The organism is Thermosynechococcus sp. QS41 (assembly GCF_031583515.1).
GTDB lineage: Bacteria > Cyanobacteriota > Cyanobacteriia > Thermosynechococcales > Thermosynechococcaceae > Thermosynechococcus.
The window spans coordinates 1,602,996-1,617,964 of sequence record NZ_CP134181.1 but is presented as its reverse complement, the minus strand read 5'-3'; the positions used below and the strand labels follow the sequence as shown (position 1 = coordinate 1,617,964).

At 55.3% G+C, this 14,969-nt stretch carries 17 protein-coding genes and 1 other RNA gene; 8 read left to right on the top strand and 10 right to left on the bottom strand.

Translation table 11 applies throughout. The features are described 5' to 3' along the window. Window positions 1-27: 27 nt before the first annotated feature. A complete protein-coding gene (locus RHJ80_RS07945) occupies window positions 28-693 on the bottom strand; it encodes a sigma-70 family RNA polymerase sigma factor (RefSeq protein ID WP_206199712.1) in 666 nt (221 codons plus the stop codon). A 254-nt stretch (window positions 694-947) separates the two neighbouring features. Here RHJ80_RS07945 and RHJ80_RS07940 point away from each other — a divergent pair, with 254 nt between their 5' ends. Then, window positions 948-1,805 carry a phosphatidate cytidylyltransferase gene (locus RHJ80_RS07940; protein ID WP_149821646.1) on the top strand — a complete coding sequence of 286 codons (858 nt, stop codon included), beginning with the start codon at window positions 948-950 and terminating at the stop codon, window positions 1,803-1,805. 659 nt (window positions 1,806-2,464) lie between these two features. On the opposite strand, the gene ald is transcribed toward RHJ80_RS07940, so the two are convergent. From ald to RHJ80_RS07910, 6 genes are all read right to left on the bottom strand, one after another. Beyond that, window positions 2,465-3,556 carry an alanine dehydrogenase gene (ald, locus tag RHJ80_RS07935; protein ID WP_206199711.1) on the bottom strand — a complete coding sequence of 364 codons (1,092 nt, stop codon included), beginning with the start codon at window positions 3,554-3,556 and terminating at the stop codon, window positions 2,465-2,467. A 7-nt stretch (window positions 3,557-3,563) separates the two neighbouring features. Next, window positions 3,564-4,412 (bottom strand): prephenate dehydratase, encoded by an 849-nt coding sequence (gene pheA, locus RHJ80_RS07930; RefSeq protein WP_206199710.1) that lies wholly within the window; start codon window positions 4,410-4,412, stop codon window positions 3,564-3,566. A 69-nt stretch (window positions 4,413-4,481) separates the two neighbouring features. Then, window positions 4,482-4,846, bottom strand: an RNA gene (gene rnpB / locus RHJ80_RS07925) — RNase P RNA component class A. A gap of 7 nt (window positions 4,847-4,853) precedes the next feature. Then, complete coding sequence (locus RHJ80_RS07920) at window positions 4,854-5,576, bottom strand: DUF928 domain-containing protein (RefSeq protein ID WP_206199709.1); 723 nt, start codon at window positions 5,574-5,576, stop codon at window positions 4,854-4,856. A 98-nt stretch (window positions 5,577-5,674) separates the two neighbouring features. Continuing rightward, window positions 5,675-6,184 carry a peroxiredoxin gene (locus RHJ80_RS07915; protein WP_225901532.1) on the bottom strand — a complete coding sequence of 170 codons (510 nt, stop codon included), beginning with the start codon at window positions 6,182-6,184 and terminating at the stop codon, window positions 5,675-5,677. Next, the gene (locus tag RHJ80_RS07910) at window positions 6,156-6,533 is read right to left on the bottom strand and encodes a DUF2996 domain-containing protein (protein ID WP_310445776.1); all 378 of its coding nucleotides are present in this window, start codon (window positions 6,531-6,533) and stop codon (window positions 6,156-6,158) included. The genes RHJ80_RS07915 and RHJ80_RS07910 overlap by 29 nt, the downstream gene beginning before the upstream one ends. A gap of 61 nt (window positions 6,534-6,594) precedes the next feature. Here RHJ80_RS07910 and rimI point away from each other — a divergent pair, with 61 nt between their 5' ends. The 6 genes from rimI (at window position 6,595) to aroC (ending at window position 11,338) form a co-directional block, all read left to right on the top strand. Beyond that, window positions 6,595-7,137: a ribosomal protein S18-alanine N-acetyltransferase gene (gene rimI, locus RHJ80_RS07905; RefSeq protein ID WP_302677998.1), complete on the top strand. Its 543-nt coding sequence runs from the start codon at window positions 6,595-6,597 to the stop codon at window positions 7,135-7,137. A gap of 99 nt (window positions 7,138-7,236) precedes the next feature. Further along, window positions 7,237-8,412 carry a transaldolase gene (locus RHJ80_RS07900; RefSeq protein ID WP_206199707.1) on the top strand — a complete coding sequence of 392 codons (1,176 nt, stop codon included), beginning with the start codon at window positions 7,237-7,239 and terminating at the stop codon, window positions 8,410-8,412. A gap of 80 nt (window positions 8,413-8,492) precedes the next feature. Continuing rightward, complete coding sequence (locus RHJ80_RS07895; RefSeq protein WP_302677996.1) at window positions 8,493-8,936, top strand: ChuX/HutX family heme-like substrate-binding protein; 444 nt, start codon at window positions 8,493-8,495, stop codon at window positions 8,934-8,936. A gap of 6 nt (window positions 8,937-8,942) precedes the next feature. Beyond that, window positions 8,943-9,881: a TIGR01777 family oxidoreductase gene (locus RHJ80_RS07890; protein ID WP_310800728.1), complete on the top strand. Its 939-nt coding sequence runs from the start codon at window positions 8,943-8,945 to the stop codon at window positions 9,879-9,881. 11 nt (window positions 9,882-9,892) lie between these two features. Beyond that, complete coding sequence (locus RHJ80_RS07885; RefSeq protein WP_302676218.1) at window positions 9,893-10,231, top strand: iron-sulfur cluster assembly accessory protein; 339 nt, start codon at window positions 9,893-9,895, stop codon at window positions 10,229-10,231. Window positions 10,232-10,246: 15 nt separating this feature from the next. Continuing rightward, a complete protein-coding gene (gene aroC / locus RHJ80_RS07880; protein WP_310800727.1) occupies window positions 10,247-11,338 on the top strand; it encodes a chorismate synthase in 1,092 nt (363 codons plus the stop codon). Here the strand turns inward: aroC and RHJ80_RS07875 are convergent. Continuing rightward, window positions 11,335-12,057, bottom strand: a complete 723-nt coding sequence (locus tag RHJ80_RS07875) for a Bax inhibitor-1 family protein (protein ID WP_190278207.1) — start codon at window positions 12,055-12,057, stop codon at window positions 11,335-11,337. The two genes, aroC and RHJ80_RS07875, sit on opposite strands and share 4 nt — an antisense overlap. 77 nt (window positions 12,058-12,134) lie before the next feature. After that, on the bottom strand, window positions 12,135-13,028 hold the full coding sequence (gene murI / locus RHJ80_RS07870; RefSeq protein WP_149818353.1) for a glutamate racemase: 894 nt from the start codon (window positions 13,026-13,028) through the stop codon (window positions 12,135-12,137). Window positions 13,029-13,335: 307 nt separating this feature from the next. On the opposite strand from murI, the gene alr reads away from it, so the two are divergent. Further along, the gene (gene alr / locus RHJ80_RS07865; RefSeq protein ID WP_310800726.1) at window positions 13,336-14,487 is read left to right on the top strand and encodes an alanine racemase; all 1,152 of its coding nucleotides are present in this window, start codon (window positions 13,336-13,338) and stop codon (window positions 14,485-14,487) included. A 7-nt stretch (window positions 14,488-14,494) separates the two neighbouring features. Here the strand turns inward: alr and RHJ80_RS07860 are convergent, their stop codons facing one another. Further along, a complete protein-coding gene (locus RHJ80_RS07860; RefSeq protein WP_310800725.1) occupies window positions 14,495-14,944 on the bottom strand; it encodes a nucleoside deaminase in 450 nt (149 codons plus the stop codon). Window positions 14,945-14,969: the final 25 nt, after the last annotated feature.

The window sequence follows — 14,969 nt, the reverse complement described above, 5'->3', positions numbered from 1 at the left end:
GCAGGAAAAGGGTAGGGGTGATTCGCATCAGGTTGAAGGGAGATCGAGGTGGGGTTGGAGTTCTAGTTGGAGTCGCTGTCGGGCACGGGCGATTCGCGATTTCACGGTTCCGAGGGAAACCCCAGTGATTTGGGCAATTTCTTCGTAGGAGAGGCCTTCAATTTCCCGCAGAACAATCGTTGTCCGAAAGGTTGCCGGTAGGTTGGCGATCGCCCGCCGTAATTGATCATAAAATTCATCCGTACGCAACCGGTCATCGGGACTGGCATCACTGGCGGCAAGTTCCCAGCTCATTTCACCCTCTTGGGTTTTCAGGGGTGCATCCAGCGACAGGGGCGGTTGATGGCGTTTGCGTTTGCGCAACTCATCGTAAAACAAGTTGGTGGCAATGCGGCTGAGCCAACCCCGAAATTTGCTGGCGTCTTGGAGTTTGTGAATGTTGCGATAGACCCGAATCCAGACTTCTTGCACAAGGTCGGCGCGATCGTCCCAGTCGGGCGCGAGGTGATAGATAATTCGCTCCACATGGGATTGGTATCGCCGCAACAATTCAGTAAAGGCAGCACGATCTGGGGTTCTGCCGGCTTGACAGCGGACAACCAACTCTTGGGGTGTAAGTTTTGTCAGCGGCAGCGTCACCCGAGCACTGGTCTCCTCAACACGCGTCCAAGCAAGGGGAAGACTGGATGTCATGGATACAATCGACCTCAGACCAATCGCTTTTCATGACGCCCTTGCCCCCATGATGTTCCCTGATCCGTTATAGCTTGCCAAGGACATTGCCATGCATCCTGTTTTGGCTGCGAGTCTGTTAATGTTTCCTTAACGTTGGTGAATTTAGATTAAACTTTTTATTGTAGCGGCGATCGTTCTTTGGACGCGCTACGCAAACACTCAACGCGCGGCTCAATCGTAACCCCCTCTCCTTATCACCGCCCCTCACCACCATGCTCTGGATCCGCATTGCCAGTGGACTTGTCGCGATCGCTCTCGCGCTGCTGATGACCTTTTTAGGCGGTTGGTATTTTTGTCTGGGCATTGGGGCACTGATTTATCTGGGTCAACTGGAATACTTTGAATTAGCCCGTGCCAAAGGGAGTGCGCCGGCGGCTAAAACCACCCTCGTGGTGAGTCAAGTGCTCCTGATCACCTCACTGCTGCGTCCAGACCTTGCGGATGCTGTCTTTCCCGTCGCAGGTACCTTCATTTGCTTCTACTTGCTATTTCAACCCAAGCTGGCCTCGATCGCCGACATTTCCACTTCAATCATGGGGCTATTTTACGGCGGCTATTTGCCAAGCTATTGGGTGCGCTTGCGGGGATTGGAGCAACAGGCAACATTACCTTTGGGAGGATTTTGGCCAGAGCAGTTTCAACTCACCGCTTTGCCCTTGGGGTTGCAGGTAACCCTCTTGGCCTTTGTCTGTATTTGGGCGGCAGATATTGGTGCCTATGCTGTTGGTAAGCTCTTTGGCCGGACACGGCTTTCCCACATCAGTCCCAAGAAAACCGTAGAAGGGGCAGTGTTTGGCGTTTTAGGGAGTTTAGGCGTCGCCCTTTGGGGAGCACATTCCCTCGGCTGGCCACTCCCTTGGCTTTTGGGTGCAATGTTTGGCCTCATGATTGGCATTGCCAGTCTATTGGGGGACTTAACGGAGTCAATGATGAAACGGGATGCCGGCGTCAAAGATTCTGGCCAGTTGATTCCCGGGCATGGCGGCATTTTGGATCGCGCCGATAGCTATGTTTTTACGGCACCCCTTGTGTTTTACTTTGTGACGTTACTATTGCCCTTGTGTCAATGAGTTTCTTGCCATTCAATCTACCAAAATTCGCCGCAGTGCTCCGCCTATACCGCAAAGCGGTTAGGTGGTAGTGAGGTGATAGGCGACCATAGGGAGCAGTCACTCAATCTCAGCTTGTTGCTGGATATATTGAGCTAGTACCGAACATCGGGTGCGACTAATAGCTATAGTCCACTCATGATCACCCTGACGTACGAGTACAGGCTAAAACTAACCCAGCAGCAGGCTAAGCAGATCGACTACGATCTAGACGTGTGTCGCCAAGTTTGAAATGATGCGCTGAGGGAGCGCAAAGACTGGATTGCTTCGCGCAAATGTCCAGTCAATGCCTGCTCTGTGCGTAGCGAGTACATCATCCCAGCGGATGCCCCCTACCCCAGCTTCAACGTGCAGTGTCAACGATTAACCCAAGCAAAGCAGTTCAACCCTGATTTAGCGTCGGTTAACGCCCAAGCATCAGCAAGTCTTGAAGCGGGTGGTTGGCCTCGATGTTGGCCTAGAATACTTTCTCTCCACCTCGGACGGACTTCAACTAGCACGGCCTAGGTTTTTCGTAGAGATGCTGTGAACGGGGAATCTCCTGCTATACGCCTAGCCTTAGCGGGATGAGCGTCAATGAGAACGGGGCTCAGCCTGTCCAGAGGTACTTGATCGTCGGCCTAAAGATCAGGAAAGACAACCCGCACATCGGGATGGACTAAATGGTGCTGCTTGACCACTAGACCCTTGGCAAGGGCAGGGGAGAGTTCGAGGGCGCGATCGCCATGATCGGCGAGGCAAAGAATATAGGGCAAGGTGCTATTCGTCAGGGCTTGGGTGGCTGTCCAAGGCACGGCTCCCGGCATATTCGGCACGCCATAGTGAACCACACCAAAGGCGGTATAGGTGGGGTTGGAATGGGTCGTGGGTCGCAGCGTTTCCACACAGCCCCCTTGATCCACGGCCACATCAATGATCACTGCTCCGGGGCGCATCGTTTGCACAAGGGACTTGGGCACCAAACAGGGAGGACGCTGACCCGGCACAAGGACAGCACCAATTACTAAGTCCGCTTGGGGCAATAGCTCAGCAATGAGGTGAGAACTGCTGTAGAGGTACTCCACCCGGGCGCCAAAGAGGGTTTCTAGATACTTGAGACGCTCGACATTAATATCGAGAATGCTCACCTGTGCCCCCAAACCCACAGCCATCCGCGCCGCTTCTGTGCCGACGACACCGCCCCCTAAAATGACAACCCGCCCCGGCCGCACCCCCGGAATGCCACTGAGGAGCACTCCCCGCCCCCCTTGGGTACGCTCTAGGAAGCGGGCACCAAACTGCACTGCCAAGCGACCAGCAATCATGCTCATGGGGGTTAGCAGCGGGAAGCTGCGTTGGTGATGATGCGTTTCTTCAACACTTTCATAGGCGATCGCGGTAATCCCCGATTCCAACAGAGCCACCGTCAGCTCCCGACTAGCGGCAAGGTGCAAGTAGGTAAAGAGCAGTTGGCCAGAACGCAAATAGCGATACTCCGAGGGCAAGGGTTCCTTGACTTTGACCACCAGTTGGGCATCCCACGCCGCTTGGGCCGTGGCCACAATTTGGGCCCCTGCGGCAACATAGGCCTCATCGAGAAAGCCTGAACCCACCCCCGCGCCACTTTCAATGAGAACCTCATGGCCGCGCTCCCGCAGACTTTGCACCCCTGCTGGCGTCAGACCGACGCGGAATTCTTGATCCTTCATTTCTTTGGGGACACCGATACGCATGGCCAATCTATTCTCCGAGGTCTAGAAATTGATAACTACCAAAGACCTTCAACACATCTGTAGCGTCCTTAAGCGCCAGGAGACAATCAGCCACCACATCAGGGCGACCATTCACCTCTAAGTCAACAAAGAAGAGATAATCCCCCAAAGCACGTTTGCTGGGGCGCGATTCAATGCGGCTGAGGTTAATCTGGCGATCGCTAAAGAGTTGCAGCACCTTGAGCAGGGCACCGGGGGCATTGGCCTTCAGGCTAAAGGCAATGGAAGTGTGAGTATCCCCCGGCTGGGGCCAGCCGTCCCCCTGTTGGCGACTCACCACCCAAAACCGCGTGCAATTGTCGGGAATATCCTGAATTTCGGTGGCGACAATGGGTAGTTGATGGAGTTGGGCGGCTCGCACGGAGGCGATCGCCGCCACCCGATCGGATTGAGCCACGTATTGCAGCCCTTCGGCGGTGGAGGTCACCGGACATTGGCGAGCATGGGAAAGATGGGCTTGTAACCAGCGCTGGCACTGCCCGAGAGCTTGGGGATGGGAATAGACCGCTTGAATTTGGGCGAAATCTGTGGTTTGGGCAATGAAGGCATGGACAATGGGGCGGATAAAGGCGTACTGAATGTGCAGCGTATCCAGTCGCCATAGTGAATCAAGGGTAATGTTGACACTGCCCTCAACGGAATTTTCACTGGGGACTAGCGCCAAATCCAACTCGCCGGCGGCCAACGCCTCCAAACAGCCAGCGATCGTCGTCAAAGGAATCAGCGTCAGGGGTTCTCCCTGTTGCCATTGGGCGTAGCTTTGAGCGGCTTCTTCACTGTAGGTGCCCACTGGGCCAAGATAACCCAGCTTCACCATAGAAGATCCAGACAAGGGGGGCAAAGACTCAAGGACACATCCTCACAAGGGATTTGCAAAAGGGTCTAATGAATGAGTTAGACGTAAGCCGGGTTCTGTTCAAAGGGTGGTTATCTATCTGGGACACTTGTTACCAAGTGCCTCTAGCGGCTCTGGCTAGCAAAGAACTGGGGAAAAGACCAACCCTGGTTCCTTAGCGCTAGCACACCTTGCTTCCAGCCGGGGTTTACCGAGCCAACACCTCTCGATGTTGCTGGTGCGCTCTTACCGCACCGTTGCACCCTTGCCTGTGAGGTTTCCCTCCATCGGCGGTATATTTCTGTGGCACTATCCTCGCGGTCACCCGCACTGGGCGTTACCCAGCAAGCTTGGTCTTTCGGAAGCCCGGACTTTCCTCAGGAGTGAGAGACTCCCGCAACCACCGCGCTAACTCATTCAGTTTTATTGTACTAGGGGCGCTTGGGCAATACTCCCTAGACCAACGGCAGATAATACGGCGACCCATTCACTGCGGGCTAGGTTCCGTGTGGCTTCATTCCCTTGCAGCTCGGCCAAAATCGCCAAGGTTTCGTACCAAAGGCCTGCATCAACTGCTGCCCCAAGGCGATCGCCCCCACTCTTGCCCTGAAGTTGCTTTGCCAAATCCGTGGCCGGCTGCACCCGCGAAATCACGCCACTGACAGAGATAAAGGCGGAGGGATCATCGGCATCAGCACCACACAGTAGGGTAAAGGTCCAGCGGTAGTCTTGGCCGGGTTGGAGTTGCACATTGGGCTTCAGTGCCAGAATCCCCGGTTCAGCGGGTAGATCCACCACCATTGTTGCTAGGGGACGATGCTCAGCATCAGCAATCACCACTTCCCCCTGCGTGGCTTTGCTCTTGGGCACAAAAACAAAGAGGGTTGGTGTCGCCACAGCCGTTTGGCCAAGGTGGGTATCAGGGAGTAAGGCGGTTAAACGTTCACTGCCGCTAACACAGGCTCCACGGGTTGCCCCCCCAAAGCGACTACCGGGAACACCACGGTTCGGCAGATTCGCCCGCAGTCGCGCCACAAGACTGGAAGGCTGGCTCACCACAGGGGTCGTTCCCTGAGCAAGGCTGAGAGAACCAAGGGACAACAGAAAGAGGGGCACCGCAGGTACAAGGGCAAGGTAGGAACGCATGGCCAAACTCCTAAGAAGAATAGCTCTACCCTAGCCCTAGGGAGTCGGCCTTGGCAGTGAACTCGCTTACCGTTGGGGTGTGATTGCGATCGCTTGCTCTAGGCAGTGGCACTGGCCAACTGCCGCAAAATCTTGAGCGCCTCATCTACGTGGGCTTTGAAGTTGAGCATAGAGTCAAAAACGTAGCGCACCACACCCTCTTGATCAATGACATAGGTGACTCGCCCCGGAAAGAGACCAAAGAGCGAAGAGGCACCATACTGCTGGCGAACCTTGTTGCCGGGATCACTGAGGACGAGAAAGGGGAGTTGGTGATTTTTCTGGAAGCCCTGCTGCCGCTCCACGGGGTCGCCACTAATGCCAATCACTTCAGCGCCCAGTTCTTGGAAAACACTGTAGGCATCGCGAAAGGCACAGGCTTGAATCGTGCAGCCGGGGGTTTCTGAGGCGGGGTAAAAGTAGAGGACAACGTTCTTTTTGCCACGAAAGTCAGAGAGCTTCACCTTGCGGCCATCGGCAGCCGTGAGTTCAAAGTCAGGGGCGCGATCGCCCACTTGAATTGCTGTGGCCATACTCTCGCTAATTGCCTCCCAACCACTTTTGGCCATTCAGGCGCTGCATCACCCCAAAGACCAGTAGATCAAGCGTTACTTTACGCTCATCCCCCAAAAATGGCTCAATGGTGCTGGGGGCAATGCCACCGCTGCTACAGACAAAAGCCTTCGGCCCTTGGATATCCCCCTCTAGGAAGTAGAGGCGAAACTGATACATTCCCTTGCCCCACTCACCCATCACGGTATTCTCCTCTAGGCGCAGACTCACATCCCCCACTTTGGCGCTGAGGGCGTTCTGGAGAGCCGGCAAAAAAGCCTCATTAATAAACTCAGCAAAGGGTTTATCCTCAATGGCGGGGGGCTTTTCTTTTTTGGGGGCTTGGGTGGGCGTCTCTTCTGCCATAGCGCTGCTATAGGGTACCATTTCCTCTGCATGATAGCACTCTCCCTTGCAGGCAACGGCCATGGGGCAATTAGAATTACGACGCCCAACGATTAAGGATTTAGATAGCATCGTTCAACTGGATCAGGTGTGTCTGGGGGGCTTTTGGTCGCACCAAGGCTATGCCCGTGAGTTGGAGAATCCGCAACATACGCTGCTGGTGGTGGCCACCCTTGATGGGGTGTGGGGCTGTGGCGTGAGCTGGGGGATTGCCGATGAATTGCACCTAGTGCTGTTGATGGTGCATCCGCAGTACCGGCGGCAGGGGTTAGCAGGGTTACTCCTATGTCGGCTCTTGCAACTGGGGCATCAAGGGGGCGATCGCCAGTGGGCAACGTTGGAAGTACGCGCCAGCAATGCAGCCGCCCAAGGACTCTATCAGCACTTTGGCTTTGAACTGGTCGGACGGCGTCCCCACTACTACGAGAACCCCCCAGAGGATGCCCTGATTCTTTGGCGCAATCACCTCAATACTCCCGAAATGGGGCAGGAACTTAAGCGGCACTGGCAGCACTGGCGATCGCGGGTTGAGGCGCAAGGTTGGTCGCTCATCGATGACACCTAGAGAGCCGAGGGGTGACATATTGCGCTTTGTTACGGCGCTTTCCCCGACCCTTGGGCTGGCGAACGATAATGAAAGGGACACGTTTGGGAGACTTGTCCCATGAACTTGCTGGAACAGTTGCGACAAATGACAGTTGTGGTCGCCGATACGGGAGACATCCTCGCCATCGAAAAATTCACCCCCCGTGATGCCACCACCAATCCCTCGTTGATTACGGCTGCTGCCCAAATGAAGGAGTACCAGCCCATTGTGGATGAAACCCTGCGCAAAGCCAAAGCTGATTTGGGGTCTGGTGCTACTCCCCGTGAGATTGTCTCCCTTGCTGTGGATCGCTTGGCGGTGGCCTTTGGCTTGAAAATTTTGCAAATTATCCCCGGTCGGGTCTCAACGGAAGTAGATGCGCGGCTCTCCTACGATACAGAAGCTACAGTGCAAAAGGCGCGGGAGTTGATTGGCCAATACGAAGCCGCAGGCGTGGGGCGCGATCGCGTGCTGATTAAAATTGCCTCGACCTGGGAAGGCATCCGCGCTGCCGAAATTCTCGAAAAAGAGGGCATTCACTGTAATTTAACCCTACTGTTTGGCTTCCATCAGGCGATCGCCTGTGCTGAGGCGGGTGTGACATTGATTTCCCCCTTTGTTGGGCGCATTCTCGACTGGTACAAGAAAAAAACAGGTCGTGCCGAGTATCCAGGGCCTGAGGATCCAGGGGTGATTTCCGTCACCAAAATCTACAACTACTACAAGAAATTCGGCTACCCCACGGAAGTGATGGGCGCCAGCTTCCGCAACATTGGCGAAATTATTGAACTGGCGGGTTGTGATCTGCTGACGATTTCACCGGCACTGCTACAGGAGCTACAAAACACCAGTGGCGAGCTAAAACGCAAACTGGATCCGGCGATCGCTGCCACCCTTGACATTGAAAAAGTCGCTATGGATGAAGCCACCTTCCGCAAGATGCACGCGGCTGATGAGATGGCCAGTGAAAAACTGGATGAGGGCATTAAGGGCTTCACCAAGGCACTGGAGACCCTTGAGGATCTCTTGACGCAGCGACTGACCCGCCTTGAAGGGGCGGAAACCCTCACCCATGCAGCAGAAGAACTCTTCCATGTCTATGACCTCGATGGCGATGGCATTATTACCCGCGAAGAGTGGCTGGGAACGGATGCAGTGTTTGATGCCCTCGATGCCAACCACGATGGTAAGGTGACCCCGGAGGACATGGGAGCAGGCTTGGGGGTGGTGCTGCACTTGGCCAAGGCCAAATAACAAAGACCAACTTGGCAGTCTTGCATCAGCATCCTCTGTGCGTCACAGTGGAAGAAGCGTTCATAGCTGATGCACCAACGATGTCTGATACTTCTCCCTCCTTTCAGCAATTTCTCAGGGATTGTGAGCAATTGGGGCTACTGCGCCTTGTGGTTACAAACGAAACTGCCGTTCTGGAGGTGCGATCGCCCCTCACCAAGGTTTTCTATGCTGAACTGCCCAAGGGGCGCTATGCCAATATGCACACGGAGGACTTTGAGTTTCACTTGAATATGGATCAGGTGGCCAAAATTCGCTTTGAGGAAGGGCAAGCCAAGCGGGGCAACTTTCCTACCTACGCCATTCGCTTTCTCGATGCCAATGAGAAATCCGTCCTCAGTGCCTTTTTGCAGTGGGGTAAGCCCGGTGAATACGCCGCAGGTCAAGTGGCAGCTTGGCACACCCTGCGGGAACGCTACGGTACAGAGTGGCAACCCGTGGTGGCCGCCCTTGAGGCAAAAGCGTCCAGCGCAACCCATGGATAGGGATCTATGAGAGTCGTTGTAACCGGTGCTACTGGATTTGTCGGGCAGCAGGTCGTCAGCGCCCTCAGCGATCGCGGCGATCACGTGGTTGCCTTAGTACGCTCCCCGGCGAAAGCCGCCAAACAATTCGCTGGCATGACCCATGTTGAATGGGTGGGCTATACCCCCAAAGCCGCTGGGGACTGGTTTGCTGCCCTTGAGGGGGCGGATGCAGTAATTAACTTGGCAGGAGAACCCCTTGCCAATGGTCGCTGGACAGCGCAGCGCAAACAGGAGATCTACGGTAGCCGGGTTGTCGGCACACAGCAGTTGGTGCGGGCGATCGCCCAATGTCAACAGCGCCCGCGGGTATTGGTCTCGACCTCTGCCATTGGCTACTACGGCACTAGCGATACAGAAACGTTTGTCGAAACCCATGCAGCGGGAAATGATTTTCTGGCCAAGGTCTGTGTGGACTGGGAAGCGGCTGCCCAAGGGGTAACGGATTTAGGGGTGCGGTTCGTAATTCTGCGTTTTGGCATTGTCCTCGGCGAGCAGGGGGCACTGGCCAAGCTCCTATTGCCCTTTCAGTTATATCTAGGGGGGCCCCTTGGGTCGGGTCAGCAGTGGTTTTCGTGGATCCATCAGCAGGATTTAGTGCGCCTGATTCTGGCCGCAGTGGATCAAGCGGGAATGCAGGGGGTTTACAATGCCACCGCCCCAGAGCCACTGACGATGGCGGACTTTTGCCGGGTATTAGGAGAGGTGATGCAGCGCCCCTCTTGGTTGCCTGTGCCCGCCGCCGTCCTCCAATTGCTGCTGGGGGAAGGTGCCGATGTGGTGCTCAAGGGGCAGCGGGTCTTGCCGGAGCGGACGCTGGCTACGGGATTTCAATTTGACTACCCCAACGCCAAGGCAGCTCTCACCAACCTCCTCAAACCACGATATACTGATGGTTCCCGCTAGTTTGGTGCAAGATGGTGGAATTGACCCCCGCAGCCATTCAAGAGTTGGAACGTCTCCAAGCCCATGGCGTCAGTCGAGGTCGAGCCGCGATTCTACGGATTCAGGTGCAACCTAGTGCCTGCGGTGACTGGCGCTACGATCTTGCCCTTGTGACCGAACCCGAGCCGACGGATGTGCTCACCCAGTCCCAAGGCTGGACGATCGCGATCGCGGCGGAAGCGGCTGAGATGTTGCGGGGGTTGCGGGTGGATTACATCGAAGACTTAATGGGGGGCGCTTTTCGCTTCCACAATCCCAATGCCAGTCAAACCTGTGGCTGTGGCATGGCCTTTCGGGTGAGCGGATCGTAGGTTTCAGAAATCACTATGGGCAATACGTTTGGGCATCTCTTTCGCGTCACCACCTTTGGTGAATCCCATGGGGGCGGTGTGGGGGTGGTTGTGGATGGCTGCCCTCCCCGATTGGAACTGTCAGAAGCGGATATTCAAAAGGAACTGGATCGCCGCCGCCCCGGCCAAAGTCGGCTCACGACCCCTCGCCAAGAGAGCGATCGCTGTGAAATTCTCTCCGGGGTCTTTGAGGGCAAAACCCTCGGCACGCCCATTGCGATTCTGGTGCGCAACAAGGACACTCGCCCCGAAGATTATGCCGAAATGGCACAGGTCTATCGTCCCTCCCATGCAGATGCTACCTATGACGGCAAATACGGGATTCGCAACTGGCAAGGGGGTGGGCGTTCCTCGGCACGGGAAACCATTGGGCGGGTTGCAGCGGGGGCGATCGCCCGCAAAATTCTGGCTCAAGTCGCGGGTACCGAAATCATTGCCTACGTCAAGCGGGTCAAGGACATTGAAGCCGTTGTTGATCCTGATACCGTGGCAGCGGCTGCCGTTGAGGCGAATATCATGCGCTGTCCCGATGCCACCACCGCAGAAAAGATGATTGCCCTTGTGGATGACGTGCGGCGGCAAGCCAACTCTATTGGCGGTGTCATTGAGTGCGTGGTTCGCAATGTGCCTGTCGGCCTAGGCTCCCCCGTCTTTGACAAACTAGAAGCAGATCTTGCCAAGGGGGTGATGTCGCTGCCCGCCAGTAAGGGCTTTGAAATTGGTTCTGGCTTTGCCGGTACCCTGCTCACGGGTCAAGAGCACAATGACGAGTTCTATACCGATGAACAGGGAAGAATTCGCACCCGCACCAATCGCTCTGGGGGGGTTCAGGGGGGCATCTCCAATGGCGAAAACATTATTTTGCGGGTAGCTTTTAAGCCCACCGCCACCATTGGCCAAGCCCAGAAAACCGTGAACCAAGCAGGCGAGGAGACAATTCTAGCGGCAAAAGGGCGGCATGATCCCTGTGTGTTACCGCGAGCGGTGCCGATGGTCGAGGCAATGGTAGCTCTCGTTCTCTGTGACCATCTCCTCCGGGATCATGCCCAGTGTCATCTGCTGTTTTAGCGACTGCGATTGAGGGCAATCAGTAACCGCAGGATAAAGATAAACAGGTTGATGTAGGTCAGGTACATCGAAAGGGCAGCAGAGAGGTACTGATCATCGCGGTAGGTACGGGGCAGCACAAAGAAGTCCACCACCGCAGCCCCCACAAAGAGCACGACACCAATGCCAGAAATCGCAATTTCCAGAAACGTGGGTGTAAAGACACCAAAGAAGCTGAAGACTAACTGGAGAACGAGCACCACCAGCAGGGCAATAATCCCCAGTTGTACCGTTTTGGCAAGGGCAAAGCCATCGCGTTCCGACAGATTGGAACCAATGGGACTAGCGGCCATAAACGTGATGCCACAGCCGCCAGCGGCAATGATGATCCCCATAATGCCTACAGTGCTGAGGGCAAGGGCAATCAATCCAGAGAGCGTATAACCCGACAGCAAACTGTAGGTGGCCAATAGGGGTAGGGCTAGCCCATTATTCCCTTTGCGAGCGGCTCCCTGCGCCACAAAAAAGAGGACAAGTTCAGCAATAATGGCCACAATAAACGTGGGCATGAAGAGTTGGGGCGCAGCAGCAAGCACGCCCAGACCACCCCAGCTACCCACCGCCGTCAGGACGAGGCCACCACCGACAAAGGGCAGGGCATTGCGAATCACATTGGGACCGACGATCGCGCTACTGCGCGCCTCGCGAATCGCCTCTTGAAAATTACTGGTACTACTCACGGGAATCCTCCAAGGGTGGTGAATAGACAACATGGCCAGATGGCATAGTTCTATTGTGCCAAAATTCCCAAGGGCACCTAGCTGGCAACAACCACGGAGACCTCTGGTGGCGGGGCGGTTATCTCTAATGGCGGATAGAATTGGGTCAAGACACTCAAGGATAGATGCTCCACCGTTGGGTAGTATCCCAGCCATTGACTGGCTAACTGGGCAAATTGTTCGGGTATCCCACTGACATAAAAGTGCACTTGGCCTTGGGGGCAAGGAGTCGCTAAATTCATGGCCTCTAGTTTGCGCACTGTTGCACGGGCAACGGCATGGGCAGGATCAAGGTGATGAACCGTTGCGGGCAAATACTGCTCAATCACAGGGCGCAGGTGGGGGTAATGGGTGCAACCATAAATGAGGGTATCGGGGTCAAATTGAACTAGGGGGTTTAGGGTCTGACAAACAATGCGGTGGACGCGATCGCCCTCTAGGCAATTGCTTTCCACAAGGGGGACAAACTCAGGGCAAGCCACTTGAGCGATCGCCACTGTGGGTGAGAGTTCCTGAAGTGCCCGTGCATAGGCACCGCTTTTAACCGTTGCGGGGGTAGCAATGACACCAATGCGCTTTCCCAGCGTGACCGCCATCTTGGCAGCGGGGACAATCAAGCCAAGGATCGGAAAGGGAAACTCACTGCGAACCTGTGCCAAGGCAAGGGCTGAACTGGTGTTGCAGGCCATCACCGCCATCTTGACGCCTTGGGAATGCATCCACGTCAAAATCTCCCGCACATATTGCAGGATTTCACTGCGGCGGCGAGTTCCATAGGGCAACCGTGCTGTATCCCCAAAGTAGAGAAACGATTCTTGGGGTAAAAGGCGTTGGAGTGCCTGTAAAACCGTTAAGCCGCCCACCCCACTGTCAAACACGCCAATCGCTCCCAGAGGATTTAGCCCTAGGGATGTCTTGTGCCAGTTGTCCACTCGAACCTCGACCTCACACCAACAAAAATGACATTGCCCCGTTCAGAGAGAGGGCAACCACAGCCAATCTACTGCCCTTTTCACAGGGATGAAACACGCTCCAAACTGTGAGAGCCACAATACATCCCCTTCATGGACGCTAGGTCTGAGAAAAGGGCTGTAGTGCCACTCTAGCAGGTTTTGCCAAGAACCGAATAATTGACGCCAAGACCGAACATAGAGTGCTATACATTGAATCACAGAGCACCCGTGGCTGTAAGTTTCGTCACCCCCTGTGGGGAATTATGGTGTGAGGATAGGAAAAACAATGCTCAGTCAGGAACAGCTCACCAGTTCCCAGGAGTGTGAGCGCGCATGGATTGAAATTGATTTGGCGGCCTTGGCAGCGAATACCCAACATCTTCGCCAATGGCTGGCACCAACAACGGAACTTTTAGCCGTGGTGAAAGCAGATGCCTATGGTCATGGCGCCCTCACGGTGGCACAGACGGTTTTAGCCCACGGTGCAACTTGGCTAGGGGTGGCAACAATCCCCGAAGGGATTGCCCTACGGCAGGTGGGGATTACAGCGCCAATTTTGGTCTTGGGATCCGTCAATTTGCCCGTGCAGGTGCAGATGATGGCCGAGTGGCAGCTTCAGCCTACTCTCTCCACACCCAAGCAAGCGCTGATTTTCTCCGACTACGCCGATCACCGGCGGGAACCTCTTGATGTTCATTTGATGATTGATACAGGCATGTCCCGCTTGGGCTGTCCGTGGCAGAATGCAGTCGAATTTGTGCAGTTTGTGCAGCGGTTACCCCACCTGTGCATCCAAGGAATCTATTCTCACTTTGCCAGTGCCGATGACCCCGATCCCAGTTTGATGTGGCAGCAGCAGGTCTATTTTGAACAGGTGTGGGAACAGATTTCGGCCCTAGGTTTAGGGGCTGTGCGACGTCACATGGCCAATTCGGCAGCCACCTTGGCCAACCGCAGTAGTCACTATGACATGGTGCGCGTTGGTTTGAGTCTCTACGGCGTGTATCCGGCGCCCCATTTACGGGGGGTGGTGCCGCTGCGACCAGTGATGCAAGTGCGATCGCGCATTACCCTGTTGAAGGAGATTCCCGCCCATACGGGCATTAGCTATGGCCACCAATTCATTGCCCCAAAACCGATGAAAATTGCCGTTGTGGGCATTGGCTACGCTGATGGGGTGCCCCGCCTTCTTTCCAACAAGCTCGAAGTCTTGGTTCAGGGAAAGCGCGTTCGCCAAGTGGGGGCCATTACGATGGATCAACTGATGATTGATGTCAGTGACATTGATGGCCTTCAGGAGGGGGATGTGGTGACCCTTCTTGGCGAAGATGGCGGGGACTGCCTAACCGTAGAAACTTGGGCGGACACCCTAGGCACAATTACTTGGGAAATTCTCTGTGGCTTCAAGAACCGCTTGCCGCGTATTCCCGTGTCCTAAAATTTCGCTACTCTCCTTCAGAGGTGAGTTCGCCAATGTCCTCAAACCAAAGCTGGGGATGCTGCGTAATAAAGTCCCGCATTAACTGCTGGCATCGCTCCAAGTTCAGGTCAATCACCTCAACGCCGTGGGCTGCCATGAACTCCCGCGCCCCCGGAAAGGTCTGGGATTCACCCGCAATGACTTTTTTGATGCTAAACTGCACCACAGCACCCGCACAGAGATAGCAGGGCATTAGGGTTGAGTAGAGCACCGTATCCTCATAGCGACCGATGCGACCCGCATTGGCCAGACAGTCAATCTCCGCATGCAGAATCGGACTACCCCGCTGCACCCGTTGGTTGTGGCCGCGACCAATGATTTGGCCATTGCGCACCAAGACCGAGCCAATCGGAATGCCACCTTCTCTGAGTCCTTGTTCTGCTTCGGCGATCGCCGCCGCCATAAATTCATCCATGATTGTCCGCCTGAGCAAATGTTCA

Bases quoted from the DNA above. Each gene is read 5' to 3' on its own strand.
- RHJ80_RS07945 (WP_206199712.1), bottom strand. From the start codon at position 693: ATGACATCCAGTCTTCCCCTTGCTTGGACGCGTGTTGAGGAGACCAGT.
- RHJ80_RS07940 (WP_149821646.1), top strand. From the start codon at position 948: ATGCTCTGGATCCGCATTGCCAGTGGACTTGTCGCGATCGCTCTCGCG.
- ald (WP_206199711.1), bottom strand. From the start codon at position 3,556: ATGCGTATCGGTGTCCCCAAAGAAATGAAGGATCAAGAATTCCGCGTC.
- pheA (WP_206199710.1), bottom strand. From the start codon at position 4,412: ATGGTGAAGCTGGGTTATCTTGGCCCAGTGGGCACCTACAGTGAAGAA.
- RHJ80_RS07920 (WP_206199709.1), bottom strand. From the start codon at position 5,576: ATGCGTTCCTACCTTGCCCTTGTACCTGCGGTGCCCCTCTTTCTGTTG.
- RHJ80_RS07915 (WP_225901532.1), bottom strand. From the start codon at position 6,184: ATGGCCAAAAGTGGTTGGGAGGCAATTAGCGAGAGTATGGCCACAGCA.
- RHJ80_RS07910 (WP_310445776.1), bottom strand. From the start codon at position 6,533: ATGGCAGAAGAGACGCCCACCCAAGCCCCCAAAAAAGAAAAGCCCCCC.
- rimI (WP_302677998.1), top strand. From the start codon at position 6,595: ATGGGGCAATTAGAATTACGACGCCCAACGATTAAGGATTTAGATAGC.
- RHJ80_RS07900 (WP_206199707.1), top strand. From the start codon at position 7,237: ATGAACTTGCTGGAACAGTTGCGACAAATGACAGTTGTGGTCGCCGAT.
- RHJ80_RS07895 (WP_302677996.1), top strand. From the start codon at position 8,493: ATGTCTGATACTTCTCCCTCCTTTCAGCAATTTCTCAGGGATTGTGAG.
- RHJ80_RS07890 (WP_310800728.1), top strand. From the start codon at position 8,943: ATGAGAGTCGTTGTAACCGGTGCTACTGGATTTGTCGGGCAGCAGGTC.
- RHJ80_RS07885 (WP_302676218.1), top strand. From the start codon at position 9,893: ATGGTGGAATTGACCCCCGCAGCCATTCAAGAGTTGGAACGTCTCCAA.
- aroC (WP_310800727.1), top strand. From the start codon at position 10,247: ATGGGCAATACGTTTGGGCATCTCTTTCGCGTCACCACCTTTGGTGAA.
- alr (WP_310800726.1), top strand. From the start codon at position 13,336: ATGCTCAGTCAGGAACAGCTCACCAGTTCCCAGGAGTGTGAGCGCGCA.
- RHJ80_RS07860 (WP_310800725.1), bottom strand. From the start codon at position 14,944: ATGGATGAATTTATGGCGGCGGCGATCGCCGAAGCAGAACAAGGACTC.